Origin of the sequence: Cobetia sp. MM1IDA2H-1 (assembly GCF_002916775.2) — a bacterium.
In the GTDB taxonomy this organism is placed as follows: domain Bacteria; phylum Pseudomonadota; class Gammaproteobacteria; order Pseudomonadales; family Halomonadaceae; genus Cobetia; species Cobetia marina.
Genome location: NZ_CM133225.1, coordinates 1,479,612 through 1,495,434 on the forward strand (window position 1 = coordinate 1,479,612; position 15,823 = coordinate 1,495,434).

Here is a 15,823-nt window from a genome sequence, read left to right on the forward strand (position 1 = left end):
GCTGTCACGCAGGCTGCATGGACCACGACACAGTGCGGGCCATGACACTCAAGAGAAAACCACGACACCCCCGTCGCCTCTCGGCCCGGGGGTGTCATGGTTTCTCCTTGAGGACTTAAGTATCACGCCATCTCGAGCTGACTCAGTTGGACTGGGAAGATTGCCAACGCTGATGGGCTTCTGCTGAATAACTGCGTGATGGAGTGTGCTCGAGGCCGATCTTGGCCGTGCCAATCGAGACCAGACGTATCAGAGATGCCGTGGCGCCGATCACGATGAAGAGCGCTGGTACCCCGCCGAGGTTGGAGAGCATCTTGATGCCGTCAATGCCGACGAAGGAAGTCATGATCCAGGCGACGGCGCCGATGGTCGAGCCCCAGGTGATCTTCATCATCAGGCGACCCTTGCTGCGGTCTTCGCTTTCGTTGCCTGCCAGAGCCTCCTGGCTATCCGAGCTGCAGAGTTGGCTGATGGCGTCGGTATTGGAGTCGGCTGCTGTCACGAAGGACAGGAAGGCGATGACCAGGAAGATCCCCCCCACCAGAGAGCTCATCGGTAACTCATCGAATAGTGCGTAGATCACCGAGCCAGCCCCGGCCTCGCTGAGGATGGTGTTGAGTGCCCCGGCGGTATCCATGTCGAGCTTCAATGTCGTGCTGCTGAACACCGCGACATAGATGATCGAGAAGAGCGAGGGCGCCACCATGTTGATCAGCATGAACTGCCGCACGGTATACCCCCGTGAGATCTTGCCCAGGAACAGAGCCGAAATCGGTGCCCATGCCATCCAGTTGGCCCAGTAGAAGATGGTCCAGCTCTGTGGCCAGGGGTCATTGTCGAAGGCCCCGGTGAACAGATTCTTGCTCATGAAGTTGGTGAAGTATTCGCCAGCCGCTTCCGTGCCGTAGCCCAGGATGGTCAGCGTCGGACCGAAGGCGAACACGAAGATGAGAAAGGCGAAGAAGGCCTTGGCGTTGATGGCGGACAGGCGTGCGATGCCTTTTTGCAGACCACTGGCCGCCGAAGCGGTGAAACACAGCACGATCGCGAGGGTGACGATGCCCAGCATCAGCGGGCCCGAGCCAGTGCCGAGGAAGCGGTCGATACCGCCTGCCAGTGTCATGGCCCCTGTGCCGAGGGACGACGCCATGCCACAGACCAGGGCGAAGAGCGCGAGTGCATCGAGCGCACGTCCCTTGCGACCGATCAGGCGGTCCCCCAGCAGCGGCACGAACAACGTACCCAGCGAGAAGGGTTTGCCGAGGTTGTAGTGCATCAGCGCGAAGATCAGTGCCGGGACGGTATAGATCGCATAAGGCGTGAACGACCAGTGCAGGAACATGGTGGAGAGCGCGAAGCGTGCGGCTTCCGGGGTATTGGGAGTGATGTCCAGCGAGGTGGGAGGCGAGTGCAGGTGGTAGAGCGGTTCTGCCGTTGACCAGAACATGATGCCGACGGCCAGGGTGGTACAGAGCGTGATGGAGAACCAGCGCCACGGGGACAGGATCCGTGTGGCATTCTCGCCGCCGATTCGTGTGCGGCCGAGTGGCGAGAGGTAGGCGATTAGACAGGCGACCACCATGCTCAGCGCCGTGATGGAGAACAGCCAGCCGAACTGGGCCAGCACGAGATTGTTGAGATGGGTGGTGACGGCCAGAAAGCCATCAAGATTGATAAAGCTCGCCAATACGGAGGCGAACAGCAGAATGAAGGGCGGCCAGAAGACCATTGGCCGAATGGAAGCTCCAGACATGGGTCACTCCTTGATCTTGTTATGAGGTGTCCTGTGGGGATTCGCATCAGGGATGAATGTCGCGCCAATGCGGTTGCGGGGTAGGGAGAGGTCTCTCCAGATGGCATGCCATAAATCGAACGTATGTTTCCTGTCATGCCGCCATGTTTGTGATGACCCTGGCTCAGGGGGACGCAGGTCATCAGCTGATTGAGCATGTGGCGTGAGTGCCTGCAGCCTATGGCAAGCCGTGGCGAGAAATCTTGCATCCTGTCGCAATACGAGATGTGGAGGTCGTAATCGGGATAGTAAATCTTGCCGCATAAGCGGCAATACCCATGAAATGTCATGAGCCTTACGCGCCCCGCTGGCTTTGGTATCATCGAAATCAATTGCGCGGGTGGCTGTCAGTGACAGTCACCCGTCTTTGTCATTGTCTTTGCGGTGGGGAGTGAGAGCGAAGTGAACGGCGCTTGTCGGCCCCGAGAATGCCTCCTGCTTCCCCATCGCCTGCCTTTCGTGAGTGTCGTCTATGCCAACCCCTCTGCCACTGCAGAAACTACCGCCCTTGAGTTCGCTGAAAGGGTTTGAAGCGGCTGCGCGTCTGCTGAGTCTGCGCGCGGCTGCCGAGGAGCTGAACCTGACGCATCCGGCCATTGCCAATCAGATTCAGCGCCTCGAAGAGAGTCTTGAGGTGAAGCTGTTTGCCCGTGAAGGCCGTCACGTGGTGCTGACGGCGGCTGGCGAGCGTTTCTATCCGGTCGTGCGTGAAGCGCTGGCGGGTCTGGTGCAAGGCGCCGAGTCGCTGCGCCAGATGCAGCATGCCCAGCCGCTGACGATTCAGGTCTATGTGACGACCTCGATTCGCTGGTTGGCCCCTCGCTTGTCGCATTTCCAGGCCATGCATCCTGAAGTCGAGCTCAAGCTGATGACGTGCAGTCTCGGCTGGGAGTTCGATGAGGCCAATGCCGATGTTGGTATCGTCTTCCGCGATGCGCCGCTGGCGGAGCATCTGCACTGGCGGCCGTTGTTCGAGTCGCGCCTCTTTCCGGTATGCAGCCCTCAGCTGCTGGGCGACGATGCACGCCCGCTCCCCGCGGATGCCTTGAAGACGCTGCCGTTGATTGGGGTCTACACCGAGGGCTGGAATTGGGAGAGTTACTTCGAGGCATTGTCGCTAGGCCCTTGTCCCACCCGCAACTGCATCGTGGTCGACACCCTGGCCGTCGCCCTGGAGATGGCGGCGCGTGGGGAGGGCGTCGCATTGGTCAACGGGCCCTTTGCCGACGATGACCTAGCGAGCGGTCGACTCATCAACCCGACCGGACAGGTGACGACCGGGCGCGGTGAATGGGGCGCCGTCTGTTATCGCGAGCTGGAGCGGGACCCGCGCGTCGCGACCCTCCTTGGCTGGCTTGAGGCACAGAGTCGCAGCGTGCCTGGCTGATCCGCCAGAGCGAGAGCGGTTACGTGACAACGCCACCTTCGGGTGGCGTTTTTTGTTTCTGAGTTCTGGGTATCTGGCATCTACCGGTTGATCGCTGTCCGCTGTTTGCTGTTCGTTCGGTGGCGCGGGGGCTGAGGGGACTCACAAAAATTGTTACCAATCGCCAAATTCTTATGAATTGTTGGCAGACAGGTCGGCCAGTAGGGTGAGCCTCAAGATGACATGGGCCGCGCCGGACAGGATTCCACTCCGTCCCAAGCGGCCCTGTGCAGTACACCGGATAGCCAGCAGGCAGACAGCAGAGAGGACAGCACATGAAAGTCGGATTCATCGGTCTCGGTAACGTGGGTGGCAAGCTGGCAGGCAGCCTGCTGCGCAATGGGCATGACGTCACCGTGCGTGACCTTGACCCGGAAGTCGCCAAGCCTTTCCTCGCGCAGGGTGCCAAGTGGGCGGATTCTTCCAAGGAACTCGCCGAAGCCAACGACATGGTCATCACCTGCCTGCCATCTCCGGCTGCCTGCAGCGCCGTGATGGAAAGCGATGACGGCATCATTGCCGGTCTGTGCGAAGGCAAGATCTGGCTCGAGATGAGTACTACCGATGACGGCGAACTGCGTCGCATCGCCGACAAGGTGCTGGCCACCGGTGCCAAGGCACTGGAAGCCCCGGTCTCTGGCGGCTGCCACCGTGCTGCCACTGGCAACATCTCCATCTTCATTGGCGGTGACCGCGAATCCTTCGAGCAGGTGCTACCGGTGCTGACCAACCTGGGTCGCCGTGTCCTGCACACCGGGGAGCTGGGCACCGCCTCCGTGCTCAAGGTGATGACCAACTATCTGGCCACCGCCAACCTGTGCGCCGTCGCCGAAGCCCTGACCGTCTGCAAGAAGGCCGGCATGGACATGAATACCACCTACGAGGCGATCAAGATTTCCTCGGGCAACTCCTTTGTCCACGAGACCGAGTCCCAGGTCATCCTGAACGGAAGCCGCAACATCAGCTTCACCATGGATCTGGTGCTCAAGGATGTCGGCCTGTTCGATACCCTGGCCAGGAACCTGGACGTGCCGCTGGAAATCTCCCCGATGCTGATGGACATCTTCCGCGATGGTCAGGAACGCTTCGGCCCGCGTGAGTGGTCCTCCAACATCATCCGTCGTCTCGAGGAAGCCGCCGATGTCCGTGTGCTCGGCACCGGCTTCCCGGCAGAGTTGACCGATGACGAGCCGGAAGAAGTCGGCTACGAGGTCGGCGTTACCGGCCGCAGCTGAGCCGTGAAGACTGCCCCGGGGTGCCGTGAGAATGGCCTCCGGGGCATTTGCGTTTGAGACTCACCCTCAGGGAGAGTGTTATCTCCCACCAGCAACGAGAGGTCTGGCATGCAACATCACGACAACTTCTACATCAATGGCCACTGGCAGGCACCCTTCGGGCGCGAGCGCATGGAGGTCATCAATCCGGCCACCGGCGAGCTGTGCGCCAGTGTGCCGCGCGCCGGTGAGCAGGATGTGGAGGCTGCCATCATGGCAGCACGTCAGGCGCTGCCTGCCTGGTCCACGACATCCGCGCAGGAACGCCACGATATCCTGATGGCGGCAGCGGATGAGATGCAGCGTCGCTTCGATGAGCTGCGCGACGTCCAGGTGCTCACCATGGGTTGCCCGGTACAACTGGCCGGCGCGCTGCACGTGGAAGGCCCCATCGAGGGAATGCGGTACTACGCCGAACGCGCCTTCCAGATGGAAGAGGACGAGCGCAAGGGCGATGTGACGCTGATGCGCGAGCCCATCGGCGTCTGCTCGCTGATCAATCCGTGGAACTATCCGCTGCATCAGTTGATCGGCAAGCTGGCCCCGGCGCTGGCGGCAGGCTGCACCGTGATCGCCAAGCCGGCAGAGCAGACCCCGCTGCAGGACTTCATCATGGCCGAGATCTTCGAGAAGGTCGGTCTGCCTGCAGGTGTCTTCAATGTGGTGACGGGCGAGGGTAGCGAGATCGGTCCGGTGATGTCCGGCCATCCGCAAGTGGATATGGTGTCCTTCACTGGCTCCACTATTGCCGGAAGCAAGGTCGCCGAGAGTGCCGCGCCCACCGTCAAGCGGGTCTGTCAGGAACTGGGCGGCAAGTCGCCGCTGCTGGTGACCGAAGATGCCGACTTGGCCGCGGCCGTGCGCTTGAATGTCGAGAACATCATGGCCAACACCGGCCAGACCTGCGACGCCTTCACTCGCTTGCTGGTGCCGCGTTCGCGACTGGAAGAGGCGACCCGCCTGGCAGTCGAGATCGCCAATGAGCAGGTGGTGGGTGACCCGAACGACCCGGCGACCACCATGGGGCCGCTGGTCTCCGAGCGTCAGCGCGAACGTGTCCTGCATCTGGTGCAGCGTGCCATCGATGACGGTGTCGAGCTGGCGCTCGGTGGCGTCGAGCCGCCCGAAGGGCTCGAGAAGGGCTGCTATGTGCGTCCGACCATCTTCACCAATGTCAGCAATGAAATGGAGATCGCCCGTGAGGAGATCTTCGGCCCGGTGCTGTGCATCCTGCCTTACGACGATGTGAAGCAGGGGATCGCCATCGCCAATGACAGCGTCTATGGCCTGTCATCTGCGGTCTATGCGCGTGACGCCGAGGCAGCATTGCCCATCGCCCGCTGCATGCAGGCAGGGCAATGCTATCTGCAAGGGGCGGAGTTCTCCTTCGATGCCCCCTTCGGTGGCTACAAGCGTTCCGGCAATGGCCGTGAATGGGGTGACGAAGGCCTGGCGGAATATGTCGAGGTCAAGGCACTGCTCGGGGCGCCGGCCATCTCCTGACAGAAGGCGGGCCGCGCCGCCGTGATGCCACGCAAGATACCCGTGATTCGTGAGGCCAGAGTGGCCCGTGAATCACGGGTATCTTGCATTCGCGCCATCGACCATTCGCGCCATCGACAAAAGGCGCCCTCAAGGTGCTTGTCGGCTGTCGCAGCCGCGTTTCGCTATCAGAGCAACATCGATAACGTCTGTCAGATCGCTGGGCGCTGAAAATACCTATATATAGTGGCAAGACTTTGTGCGGTGCAGCATGACGGGCTCGCCAGGCAACGTTTTCGGCCTCAGATGATGCGCGAGGACAGCTGGCGCGCCGCCTGGACCAGATGCTTGGAGTAGGCGCGTGCCTGCTGCGGATTTAGCCAGTCCTGGCTGATGACGGCGCTGATGGCGGCGATGGGCTCATTGCGCATGTTCAGTACAGGCGCGGCGATACAGCTCAATTGTCCCTCGGCATCGCCACTGGACACGGCATACCCGAGGCGTTGCGCACGCTCAAGTTCGGCATCCATCTCGTCACGGCGTTCGGCCAGTTCGGGCGTGATACGCGTGGCAGCCTCCAGGTACAGCTGACGCGAGCTCTCGGGGCGCATGGCGAGAATCGCCTTGCCGGCGGCGCAGGCGTGCTGGGTCATGGTCTTGCCGATATAGAGGTTGTAGCTGCCACTGCCGGAGGCATCGACCTTCGAGATCACCACCACCTGATCCCCGATGGGGATGCACAGAAAGATCGAGCGGTGAATCTCGTTCTTGAGAATCTCCGCGATGGGGTAGAAGACCGGGATCAGGCTCTGCTTGTTGTAGATCGTCGAGGAGATCTGGAAGATGCGCGAGCCGATGCAGTAGGACTTCTTGCGACCGGGATCGTGAGCGACCAGCTGATGGTACAGCAGGGAGTTGATCACGCGGTGACCGGTAGCGGGCGAGATGCCGGTGGACTCACAGATTTCCGAGAGCGTCAGCGGGTAGGAGGCTGCCGCAAGCAGATCCAGAATCATGACACTGTGGTCGACGGCAGGGGCTTTGGTCTTCTCGTGATTCATGAACGCGGGGTCACTCCGAAACGCGAATCTCGGTCACAGGCGGTTTCTGGCCAAAGGCTGTGACACTGTGACGACGGATGGGGCGATGCCTCGGGCTGCATCGCCCATCCGTGGAAAGGGGAACGGCCCATAGGGTACCAGACCCATGAGCCGTTCGTGGGGTTGGCGGCTATCCGCCGGGTCAGTCTGCGTGGTCGGCCAGCACCAGATCCGCGCCTTTTTCCGCCACCATCATCACCGGCGCATTCAGATTGCCGGAGGTGATGTTGGGGAAGATGGCAGCGTCGATCACGCGCAGTCCTGACACGCCATGCACCTTCAACTGACTGTCGACCACGGCGGTGGCCTTGTCCGGCCCCATCGTGCAGGAACCGCACAAGTGATAGATGGAGCCACCCTGGGAGCGGAAATACGCAAGCATGCTGTCCTCATCCTGCACCGTCTCGGCCGGGGCGACCTCGCACTCGGTGATGGCCTGGAGAGCGGGCGCGCCCATCAGATTGCGCACCAGACGACTGCCCTGAATCACCTCATCGATGTCCTTCTGGGTACTGAGGTAGTTGGGACAGATCGTTGCCGGGTCTGCCGGGTCTGCCGAGGACAGTGAAATGCTGCCACGGCTGGTCGGTCGGCAGGAATTGAAGGCCAGCAGGAAGCCGGAATACGGCTCCGGTGTCAGCTTGGCTCTCGGGTCGTTGGGAATCTGGTAGGACATCGGGTTGAAGTAGAGCTGGATGTTCGGCTCTGACTCCGCCTCGCTGCCCCGGAAGAATCCTCCGGCCTGATTCACGCTCATGCCCAGCGGCCCGCTGCGGTTGATCAGATACTGCAGCCCTGCCTTTGCCTGGCCCCAGAAGGACGCGAAGTCATCGTTCAGCGTGGTGCGATTGGCGCGGTAGTAGTAGCTGGCGCACAGGTGGTCCTGCAGATTCTGACCGACGGCCGGCAGGTCTACCTGTGTCTCGATACCATGCGTCGCCAGCGCCTCACGCCCGCCGATCCCCGAAAGCTGCAGCAGCTTCGGGGAGTCCACGGCGCCGGCGCAGAGAATGACTTCGCGACGCGCCGTCACCTCGATGACTTCGTCATCAAGCCGGTAGGTAACACCCGTGGCACGCTTGCCGCCATCGGGCGTCTCTTCCAGCGTCACGCGCTCCACCCGACAGATATGCTTGAGCGTGAGGTTGTCGCGTGACAGCGCCGGCTTCAGGTAGGCGGTATTGCTGGAATCCCGCTGTCCCTTGCGGATGTTGGCCTCATAGATGCCAGCCCCCTCGAAGTGTTCGCCATTGAAATCATCATTGAGCGTGTAACCCAGCTCGCGGGCCCCTTCCAGCCACGACTGGCAGATCGGGTGTGCGCCATGTTTCAGCGGCGTGATGCCGATCGGCCCCTGGCCGGAGCGATACTCGGTGTCGCCATCCGGGTGGCATTCAAGACGCTTGAAGTAGGGCAGTACCTCGCGATAGGACCAGCCGTCGTTGCCGGCGCGCGCCCAGTCATCGAAGTCCGAGGCCTGGCCCCGGACATAGATCATCGCATTGATGGAGCCGGAGCCACCCTGCACCTTGCCGCGGGGGGTATAGATCTTGCGCCCCCCCATCGCGGCTTCTTCCTTGCTGTAATACATGTAGTTGTAGGTCGGGTTGTAGTAGGTCTTGGCGAACCCGACCGGCACCTTGATCCAGGGCGAGGTGTCCTTGCCGCCGGCCTCCAGCAGCAACACGCTGTGGCGTCCGCTGGCGCTGAGCCGGTTGGCGAGGATGCACCCCGCCGACCCGGCACCGACAATGATGAAATCGTATTGCATCGGCATTACGCCTCCGGCTTGCGCTTCCAGTCGGTGCTGGACTGTTCCTTCACGTCATACGGACGCGGGTCCATGCTCAAGTGCAGGGTTCGGCCGGTGTAAGGCGAATTGGCCTTGACCACGTCCATGTCCAGCTCAACCCCCAGGCCCGGCTTGGTGGAGGGGATGATGTAGCCATCACGCCACTCGATCTTCTCCTTGAGCACATCGGCGTGGAAGCCATCCCAGGTACCGATGCTTTCCTGGATCAGGAAGTTGGGCGTGGCGGTCGCCAGCTGGATGCTGGCCGCGGCGCCGACCGGGCCGTTGTAGAGATGCGGGGCGATCTGGGCGTAATAGACTTCTGCCAGCGCCGCGATCTTCTTGCCTTCCAGAATGCCGCCGACGCGCCCCAGGTTCATCTGCAGGATGGAGGCCGCGTTGTTCTTGAGCACATCGTGGAATTCGTACTTGGTGGTCAGGCGCTCACCGGTCGCGACCGGGATGGAGGTGTGGTCTGCCACACGCGCCATGGCCTCGCTCTGTCCCGGCGGCACCGGCTCTTCCAGCCACAGTGGATCATACGGCTCGAGATACTTGGCGAGACGAATGGCGGATGCCGGCGTCATCTGACCGTGGGTACCGAACAGCAGATCACAGCTGTTGCCGACCGCTTCGCGGATGCGGCGGCAGAAGGTGGCGCTCTTGTCCATGCCTTCCAGAGACAGCATCTGGCCGGAGTAGGCGGTGTAGGGGCCGGCCGGATCGAACTTCAGCGCGGTGAAGCCCTTCTCGCGGTTTTCCAGTGCGCATTCGACAGCCAGCTCGACGTTGTCATAGTCGTAGTTGCCGCGTGCATCCTTGGGGTACAGGTAGGTGTAGGAGCGCAGCTTGTCGTGGACCTTGCCACCGATCAGCTCATACACCGGCAGACCGGCCGCCTTGCCGACGATATCCCAGCAGGCCATCTCGAGACCGCTGAGCACACCCATCATGGTGAGGTCAGGGCGTTGGGTGAAGCCACTGGAGAAGGCTTCGCGGTACAGACGTTCAATATGATGCGGGTTCTTGCCTTCCAGATAACGCGAGAAGACATCGGCGATCGCCTTGCTCATGACTTCCGGGTGGAAGGTGGCGGCATAGACTTCACCGACCCCTTCGATGCCGCAAGCGGTACGTAGCTGAACGAAGATCCAGTACATGCCGCCGACGTGGGGCGGCGGCGTGGCGACGATGTGTGTCTCGCAACTGACAACTTTCATGGTGACAGGCCTTTCAGTGGTCACTGGCTAGCAGGAGATGGTGGAAGCGCACTGCCTGGCATGCAGACATTCGACGCCAACAGCGCGCTTCCGGAAAGAAATGGGGTAGGGCTTCAGCGCCTCCGGGGAGAGGGCTCCCCGAAGGCGTGACAGGTAAGACGGAATGGCGTGATCAGTAGTTCATCACGACCAGACGGGTCTGGGTGTAGTCGAGCATGCCGTGCTTGCCATCATCGCCGCCCAGGCCAGAACGCTTCCAGCCGGCGTGGTAGCCCTGGTAGGGGTCCGCCGGGGTGCGGTTGATGTAGAGCTCGCCGGCTTCGATGTTGTTGGCGACCTTCATGGCGGTGCGATAGTTCTCGGTGAAGACCACGGAGGCCAGACCGAACTGGTGGTCATTGGCCAGTGCCAGCGCTTCATCCACATCGCTGTAGGTCAGCACCGGCAGTACCGGGCCGAAGATCTCTTCCTGCACGATCTCCATGTCCTGACGGCAACCGGTCAGCAGGGTCGGCGGGTAGAAGTGACCCTTGCCTTCGGGGATATAGCCGCCGATTTCCAGAGTGGCGCCGTCATCGATGGCGCGTTCCACCATCTGATGGATGTTGAGGCGTGAATTCTCGTTGATCAGCGGCCCCATCAGGCTGGCATCTTCCAGGCGGTTGCCGAACTTGACGCCTTCCATCTGCTGCTTCAGCTGGGCGACGAAATCGTCATAGACGGATTCGTGCACATAGACACGCTCGATGGCGGTACACAGCTGGCCACAGTTGGTGAGGGTAGAGGCCGCGATCTGTGCCGCTGCCTTGGCCAGGTTGGCATCCGGCTCGACGATGGCCGGTGACTTTCCGCCCAGCTCCAGCGAGGACTTGGCGATGTTGACCTGGGAATATTCCAGCACCTTGCGACCGGCGCCGACGCTACCGGTCAGGGTGATCATGCCCACCTTGGGGTGCGTGCAGACGGCTTCTGCGGTGCCGTGGTCCATCGCCAGGATGTTGACGATGCCTGCCGGAATGCCGGCATCCTGAATCGCCTTGGCGATCTCGAAGGCGGAGGTCGGGGTGTTGTTGCTCGGACGCACGACCACGGCATTGCCGGTGATCAGCGCCGGGGCGATCTTGCGCAGCAGGGTGAACACCGGGTAGTTGAACGGAATCAGGCAGGCCACGACGCCGATGGGCTCACGCTGCAGCAGCAGGCTTTCATTGGGAGTGTCGCTGGGGACGATCTCGCCCTCGATACGACGTGCCCACTCGGCGTGGTAGCGCGTGATGTCGGCGGCGTAGACGGCTTCATTGGTGGCGTCTTCCAGGCTCTTGCCGGACTCATCTGCCAATGCCTGGCCGATGGTATCCTTGCGCGCCATCAGCGCCTCGGCAAGCTTGTGCATGTAGCCGGCCCGCTCGGTGCTGGTCTTGGCACGCCAGTCCTTCTGAGCCTTGGCCGCAATGCTCACCGCTTCAAGCGCTTCGTCAGTGGTTGCTGCCTGCACCTGACCTACCAGTGCTTCAGTGGCCGGGTTGTAGACCGAAATCATCTCGCCCTGGGATGAGGCGACGAAATCGTTGTTGATGAAGTTCTTGTCGCTGCGCATGCATCACTCCTCCTGAATTTGGCCTACAGGCTATGAAGTGATGCCAAGACTGTCAAACAGTTTTTCACATGTAGAAATAGATTTCTGTATATGGAATTAATGGCTTGTCTCTTGTCGCGAATATTCGCCGCCGAGAACATTATCCCGCGCATTCAATCGATGTCCGCAGTGGTTGGCAGCTCCGCCATTCGCGAGATAACACCATGAGTCGGGCGCTATCACACAGACTGCCCCGCTGGCTTAGCAGGCGGCAGACCGCAGATAGCAGGGGACGGAGCGAAGAGGGGAGAGGACAGAGCGAAGAGCGCAGTGCGAAGAGGAGAGACGGGAGATAGAGAGAGCAGCTAGGGAGCAGATGAGGAGAACAGATAGAGAGAGCAGACCACGCGTCTGACCGGAAATGATGGCAAGTCTTGTACCGATTTCTGGTGTCGAATCCATCATGACATAACCTCCTTTCTCGCCAGTCATGCCGCGCTTCACGTAGTCGTTAACGAGCTTTCAGCGTAAGTGTTCACTCTGTTGAGTCATTAACTAAATCAGTGCATTCCTATATGCTGTGCAGCCTGATTGAGAGCCATGGACGGTCTTGTACAACAGGGCATCGTCTACGATAACTGCCAGGGATGCAGAACATGTCAGATTCATGGGTACTCGACGCCTTGCTGTCGTCGTTTGATGTCTCACTGAGCCAGAACGAGCGCCTGCTCACGCTTGAGATGAGCGGTGCTGATTTCATCCCGCATCGTCTTGTAGGGGAAGAGCGCATGTCGCGTCCCTTTGCCTACACCCTCGACTGCATCTCCCAGAACGGCGATATCGAACTCAAGACCCTGATGGCGCAGCCGGCGGCGCTCTCGGTGCGTCAGGCCGATGGCAGCTACCGCAAGCTCTCGGGACTGGTCGAGTCCGCCGCACTGCTCGGTGAGGACGGCGGCGTCTTCTATTACCAGCTGACGCTGGTGCCGTGGCTTTCGATGCTCAAACTGGGGCGTGATAGCCGCATCTTCCAGGACCTCACCGCCGTCGAGGTCATCGAGTCGGTGTTCTCGAATCACGCCATCGCGCAGGGCGAAGCCCAGGGCGGCTGGCGGCTGGATCTGCGCCGGGAGTATCCGGCGCGCAGCTACTGCGTCCAATATCGCGAGAGCGACTTCCAGTTCGTGAATCGCCTGATGGAGCAGGAAGGGCTGTTCTACTACTTCGAACACGCCTCTGACGACAGCGACTTCAATGGCCACCGCCTCGTCATCACCGATGATGTCGCGACCTGCGCACCCGTCGAGCCGCAGGTGATTCGCTTTCATCGCCAGGATGCCACTGAGCTGGAAGACTCCATCACCCAGTGGAGCGGCCGTCGTCAGCAGCAGCCAACGCGTGTCAGTCTCGGGACGTTTGATTACAAGCAGCCGGGCCTGGAAAAACGTTCCGGCCAGGACACGCGCAGCGATCAGGGCAACCTCAGCGAGCAGGAAGTCTACGACTACCCCGGCGAGTACTACTTTGATGACCACTCGCGCGGCGAACGCCTGACCGTCAATCGCCTCGAGGCGCATGAATCGCGCGCCAAGCGCTTCTACGGCGCCGGGGGCACCCGCCAGTTGAAGGTCGGCCGCTGGTTCGAGCTCAGCCAGCACGCCCGCCATGAAGACGGCGACTCCAGCGAGCGCGAATTCCTCGTGCTGGGCCTAACCGTCTGCGCCGAGAATGCGCTGCCAGTCTCTGCGCACCTCAAGGCGCTGCCGGGCAGCCTGCAGGCGCGCATGGCCGAGGCGCGCCAGGCGCATGGCCTCAATGAAAGTGCTCACGAAGACTACGTCGATGTCGGCACCGGCCAGTATCTGATCGACTTCGAATCCCAGCGCCTCAGTCAGCCGTATCGTCCGTCTCTCGATCATCCGCGCCCCAACCTCGGTGGCCCGCAGACCGCGATTGTCGTCGGGCCCGAGAACGAAGAGATCCACACCGATTCGCTCAACCGCGTGCGTGTGCAGTTCCACTGGGACCGCAGCGAGAAGGGCGCCGCCGATGCCAGCTGCTGGCTGCGTGTCGCGCAACCCAACGCCGGCGCTGGCTGGGGCAGTGTGTTCGTGCCGCGTATCGGCCAGGAAGTCATCGTCGATTTCCTCGAAGGCGACGTGGATCGGCCGCTGATCACCGGGCGGGTCTACAACGGCGACCAGACCCCGCAATGGCACTCCAACGGTCTGCTCTCCGGCCTCAAGAGCAAGACTTACCGCGGCAACAAGTACAACGAGCTGGTGTTCGATGACGCGACGGATCAGGAGCGCGTGCGCCTGAATTCGGAGCACGAGAAATCCCAGCTCAACCTCGGTTATCTGATCCACCAGCAGGGCAACACACGCGGCAGCTTCCGCGGCACCGGATTCGAGCTGCGCTCGGACGGCTATGGGGCGGTCCGCGCCAACAGCGGCCTGATGCTGAGTAGCTGGGGCCAGATCGCGGCCAGTGGCGAACAGCTGGATCTCTCTCCTGCGCAACAGCAGCTCGCCAGCGCCTATCAGCTGGCCAATACACTCAGCGACAGCGCCACCAGCCACAACGCCGAGGCGCTTGCGGCGCGTACGCAGATCAAGCAGGCCAGCGACGATACCCAAGGCACCTATGGCGCCGATGACAGCGGTAGCCGCTTTGACGGTAGTTCAGCCCAAAGCGCTACCAATGGCGGGCGAGGGCAGGCGGCGCGCCTGAATGCACCCTGGCTGCATCTCACATCGCCCGCCGGCATCGCCACCAGTACGCCGGAATCGACGCATTTGGCACAGGGCCGCTCGCTCAGCGTCACCAGTGGCGAAGACATCAACCTGGCTACCGGGCGCAGTCTGGTAGGCGCCGTGGTTGAGAAGTTCTCGCTGTTCGTGCAGCGCTCCGGCATCAAGCTGTTTGCCGGCAAGGGCAAGGTCGAAGTTCAGGCGCAAAGCGATGCGATGGACCTGACGGCGGAAAAGGACGTCACCATCACCTCCACCGAGAACGACATCGATATCAACGCCGCCAAGGAGATTCTGCTCACCTGTGGTGGTGCCTACGTCCGCCTCAAGGACGGCAATATCGAGCTCCACGCGCCGGGCAAGATTGATGTCAAAGGTGCGCAGCACAGCTTCGGTGGGCCGACGAGTCTGAATGCCGCGATGACGGAATTGCCGGAAGGCGAAGACTTGCTGTGTCCGAGTAAAGGACAAAGCGCTGCCGCCAATGGCGACGGTGTGGTGGAGTCCTGATATGGCCATGCTGGATGAGACTGAATTTCTGCAGGTGGCAAGACAAGCGGCTACCGAGTCACGCCTGTATCGCGTGGTAGATCCGTGCAATACGCCGCAGCGCGCATTGAGTGCGAAGGACCAGAAATCTGCAGGGCTTGTGCGCAACGGCTTCTATGCCCAGACGCCATCGCAGAAACTCTATCTACAACTGGTGCCGCCAGAAACGCACTTGGGCAAAGAGTTGGAGAAGGAGAGGCAGCAACGCTCTGCAAGCCTCACGACTCCGGTCGCGTTCGGTGGCTGGGTCATTACAGCCCAGCCGCTCTCCAGCGTGGTGTCATATTTCCAGCGCCAACTTGAGCAGATGACCCCGGAAGGCAAGAAGGCGCTGCTACGTTTTCATGATCCGCGGGTATTGGAGCGCCTCGAGGCCATTCTTGACCGTGAGCAGCTATCGGCATTGCTGGGGCCTATCGATCAGTGGATCTACCTGGATAACGCCCACGCACTGCAGAGCATTGCACCACACAGTGAGCAGCGTCACCTCGGGAGATTGAACCTGACATTGCCGCAGTGGTCTGCCATTAGACGGATAGGGATGCTGAATCATTGTCTGGAGCTATATCGCACGCTGCCGGAAGAGAGCAAGGTAGGTTCTGCGGATGCCGCAACCGTCGATGCGTTACTGGTCGCCGCAGTGGAGTGTGGTCTGGAAGAGCGACAGGATATCTCGGTATTCGTGCTCCACGGGATGGTCACATATCCGATGTTCTATCAGCACCCGATCATGCGCCAGTTACTGAGCGCCCGAGCGACACCTGATTCACGCAGCACTCACAGCTATATCAGCTTGACCAGCAAGCTTGAGAGCGCCGATTGGGACAAGATCATGGAAAGCAGGGAAAAGGTATAACCT

The 15,823-nt window shown here is 61.1% G+C and carries 10 protein-coding genes; 5 read left to right on the forward strand and 5 right to left on the reverse strand.

Features of this window, described 5'->3' with window-relative positions; all coding sequences use genetic code 11:
- Positions 1 to 142 precede the first annotated feature (142 nt).
- The gene (locus BOH68_RS06350; protein WP_077373009.1) at positions 143 to 1,753 is read right to left on the reverse strand and encodes a BCCT family transporter; all 1,611 of its coding nucleotides are present in this window, start codon (positions 1,751 to 1,753) and stop codon (positions 143 to 145) included.
- Between the two features lie 547 nt (positions 1,754 to 2,300).
- On the opposite strand from BOH68_RS06350, the gene BOH68_RS06355 reads away from it, so the two are divergent.
- From BOH68_RS06355 to BOH68_RS06365, 3 genes are all read left to right on the forward strand, one after another.
- On the forward strand, positions 2,301 to 3,179 hold the full coding sequence (locus BOH68_RS06355) for a LysR substrate-binding domain-containing protein (RefSeq protein WP_456821156.1): 879 nt from the start codon (positions 2,301 to 2,303) through the stop codon (positions 3,177 to 3,179).
- Positions 3,180 to 3,493: 314 nt separating this feature from the next.
- Positions 3,494 to 4,453, forward strand: coding sequence for an NAD(P)-dependent oxidoreductase (locus BOH68_RS06360; RefSeq protein WP_077373015.1), 960 nt, complete (start codon positions 3,494 to 3,496; stop codon positions 4,451 to 4,453).
- Between the two features lie 108 nt (positions 4,454 to 4,561).
- Entirely contained in the window at positions 4,562 to 5,995 is a 1,434-nt protein-coding gene (locus BOH68_RS06365) for an aldehyde dehydrogenase family protein (RefSeq protein ID WP_077373018.1), read from the forward strand.
- A 281-nt stretch (positions 5,996 to 6,276) separates the two neighbouring features.
- Here BOH68_RS06365 and BOH68_RS06370 read toward each other — a convergent pair whose 3' ends face one another.
- The 4 genes from BOH68_RS06370 to aldA form a co-directional block, all read right to left on the reverse strand.
- Complete coding sequence (locus BOH68_RS06370; RefSeq protein ID WP_077373021.1) at positions 6,277 to 7,035, reverse strand: IclR family transcriptional regulator; 759 nt, start codon at positions 7,033 to 7,035, stop codon at positions 6,277 to 6,279.
- A gap of 181 nt (positions 7,036 to 7,216) precedes the next feature.
- Complete coding sequence (locus tag BOH68_RS06375) at positions 7,217 to 8,851, reverse strand: GMC family oxidoreductase (protein WP_258038181.1); 1,635 nt, start codon at positions 8,849 to 8,851, stop codon at positions 7,217 to 7,219.
- Positions 8,851 to 10,086, reverse strand: a complete 1,236-nt coding sequence (locus BOH68_RS06380; RefSeq protein ID WP_077373025.1) for a mandelate racemase/muconate lactonizing enzyme family protein — start codon at positions 10,084 to 10,086, stop codon at positions 8,851 to 8,853. The genes BOH68_RS06375 and BOH68_RS06380 overlap by 1 nt, the downstream gene beginning before the upstream one ends.
- 172 nt (positions 10,087 to 10,258) lie before the next feature.
- The gene (gene aldA / locus BOH68_RS06385) at positions 10,259 to 11,683 is read right to left on the reverse strand and encodes an aldehyde dehydrogenase (protein WP_077373028.1); all 1,425 of its coding nucleotides are present in this window, start codon (positions 11,681 to 11,683) and stop codon (positions 10,259 to 10,261) included.
- 635 nt (positions 11,684 to 12,318) lie between these two features.
- Here aldA and BOH68_RS06390 point away from each other — a divergent pair.
- Together BOH68_RS06390 and BOH68_RS06395 are read left to right on the forward strand one after the other, a co-directional pair.
- Positions 12,319 to 14,925: a type VI secretion system Vgr family protein gene (locus tag BOH68_RS06390; protein ID WP_077373031.1), complete on the forward strand. Its 2,607-nt coding sequence runs from the start codon at positions 12,319 to 12,321 to the stop codon at positions 14,923 to 14,925.
- Between the two features lies 1 nt (position 14,926).
- Complete coding sequence (locus BOH68_RS06395; RefSeq protein WP_170877361.1) at positions 14,927 to 15,820, forward strand: DUF4123 domain-containing protein; 894 nt, start codon at positions 14,927 to 14,929, stop codon at positions 15,818 to 15,820.
- Positions 15,821 to 15,823: the final 3 nt, after the last annotated feature.

Bases quoted from the DNA above. Each gene is read 5' to 3' on its own strand.
- BOH68_RS06350 (WP_077373009.1), bottom strand. From the start codon at position 1,753: ATGTCTGGAGCTTCCATTCGGCCAATGGTCTTCTGGCCGCCCTTCATT.
- BOH68_RS06360 (WP_077373015.1), top strand. From the start codon at position 3,494: ATGAAAGTCGGATTCATCGGTCTCGGTAACGTGGGTGGCAAGCTGGCA.
- BOH68_RS06365 (WP_077373018.1), top strand. From the start codon at position 4,562: ATGCAACATCACGACAACTTCTACATCAATGGCCACTGGCAGGCACCC.
- BOH68_RS06370 (WP_077373021.1), bottom strand. From the start codon at position 7,035: ATGAATCACGAGAAGACCAAAGCCCCTGCCGTCGACCACAGTGTCATG.
- BOH68_RS06375 (WP_258038181.1), bottom strand. From the start codon at position 8,851: ATGCCGATGCAATACGATTTCATCATTGTCGGTGCCGGGTCGGCGGGG.
- BOH68_RS06380 (WP_077373025.1), bottom strand. From the start codon at position 10,086: ATGAAAGTTGTCAGTTGCGAGACACACATCGTCGCCACGCCGCCGCCC.
- aldA (WP_077373028.1), bottom strand. From the start codon at position 11,683: ATGCGCAGCGACAAGAACTTCATCAACAACGATTTCGTCGCCTCATCC.
- BOH68_RS06390 (WP_077373031.1), top strand. From the start codon at position 12,319: ATGTCAGATTCATGGGTACTCGACGCCTTGCTGTCGTCGTTTGATGTC.
- BOH68_RS06395 (WP_170877361.1), top strand. From the start codon at position 14,927: ATGGCCATGCTGGATGAGACTGAATTTCTGCAGGTGGCAAGACAAGCG.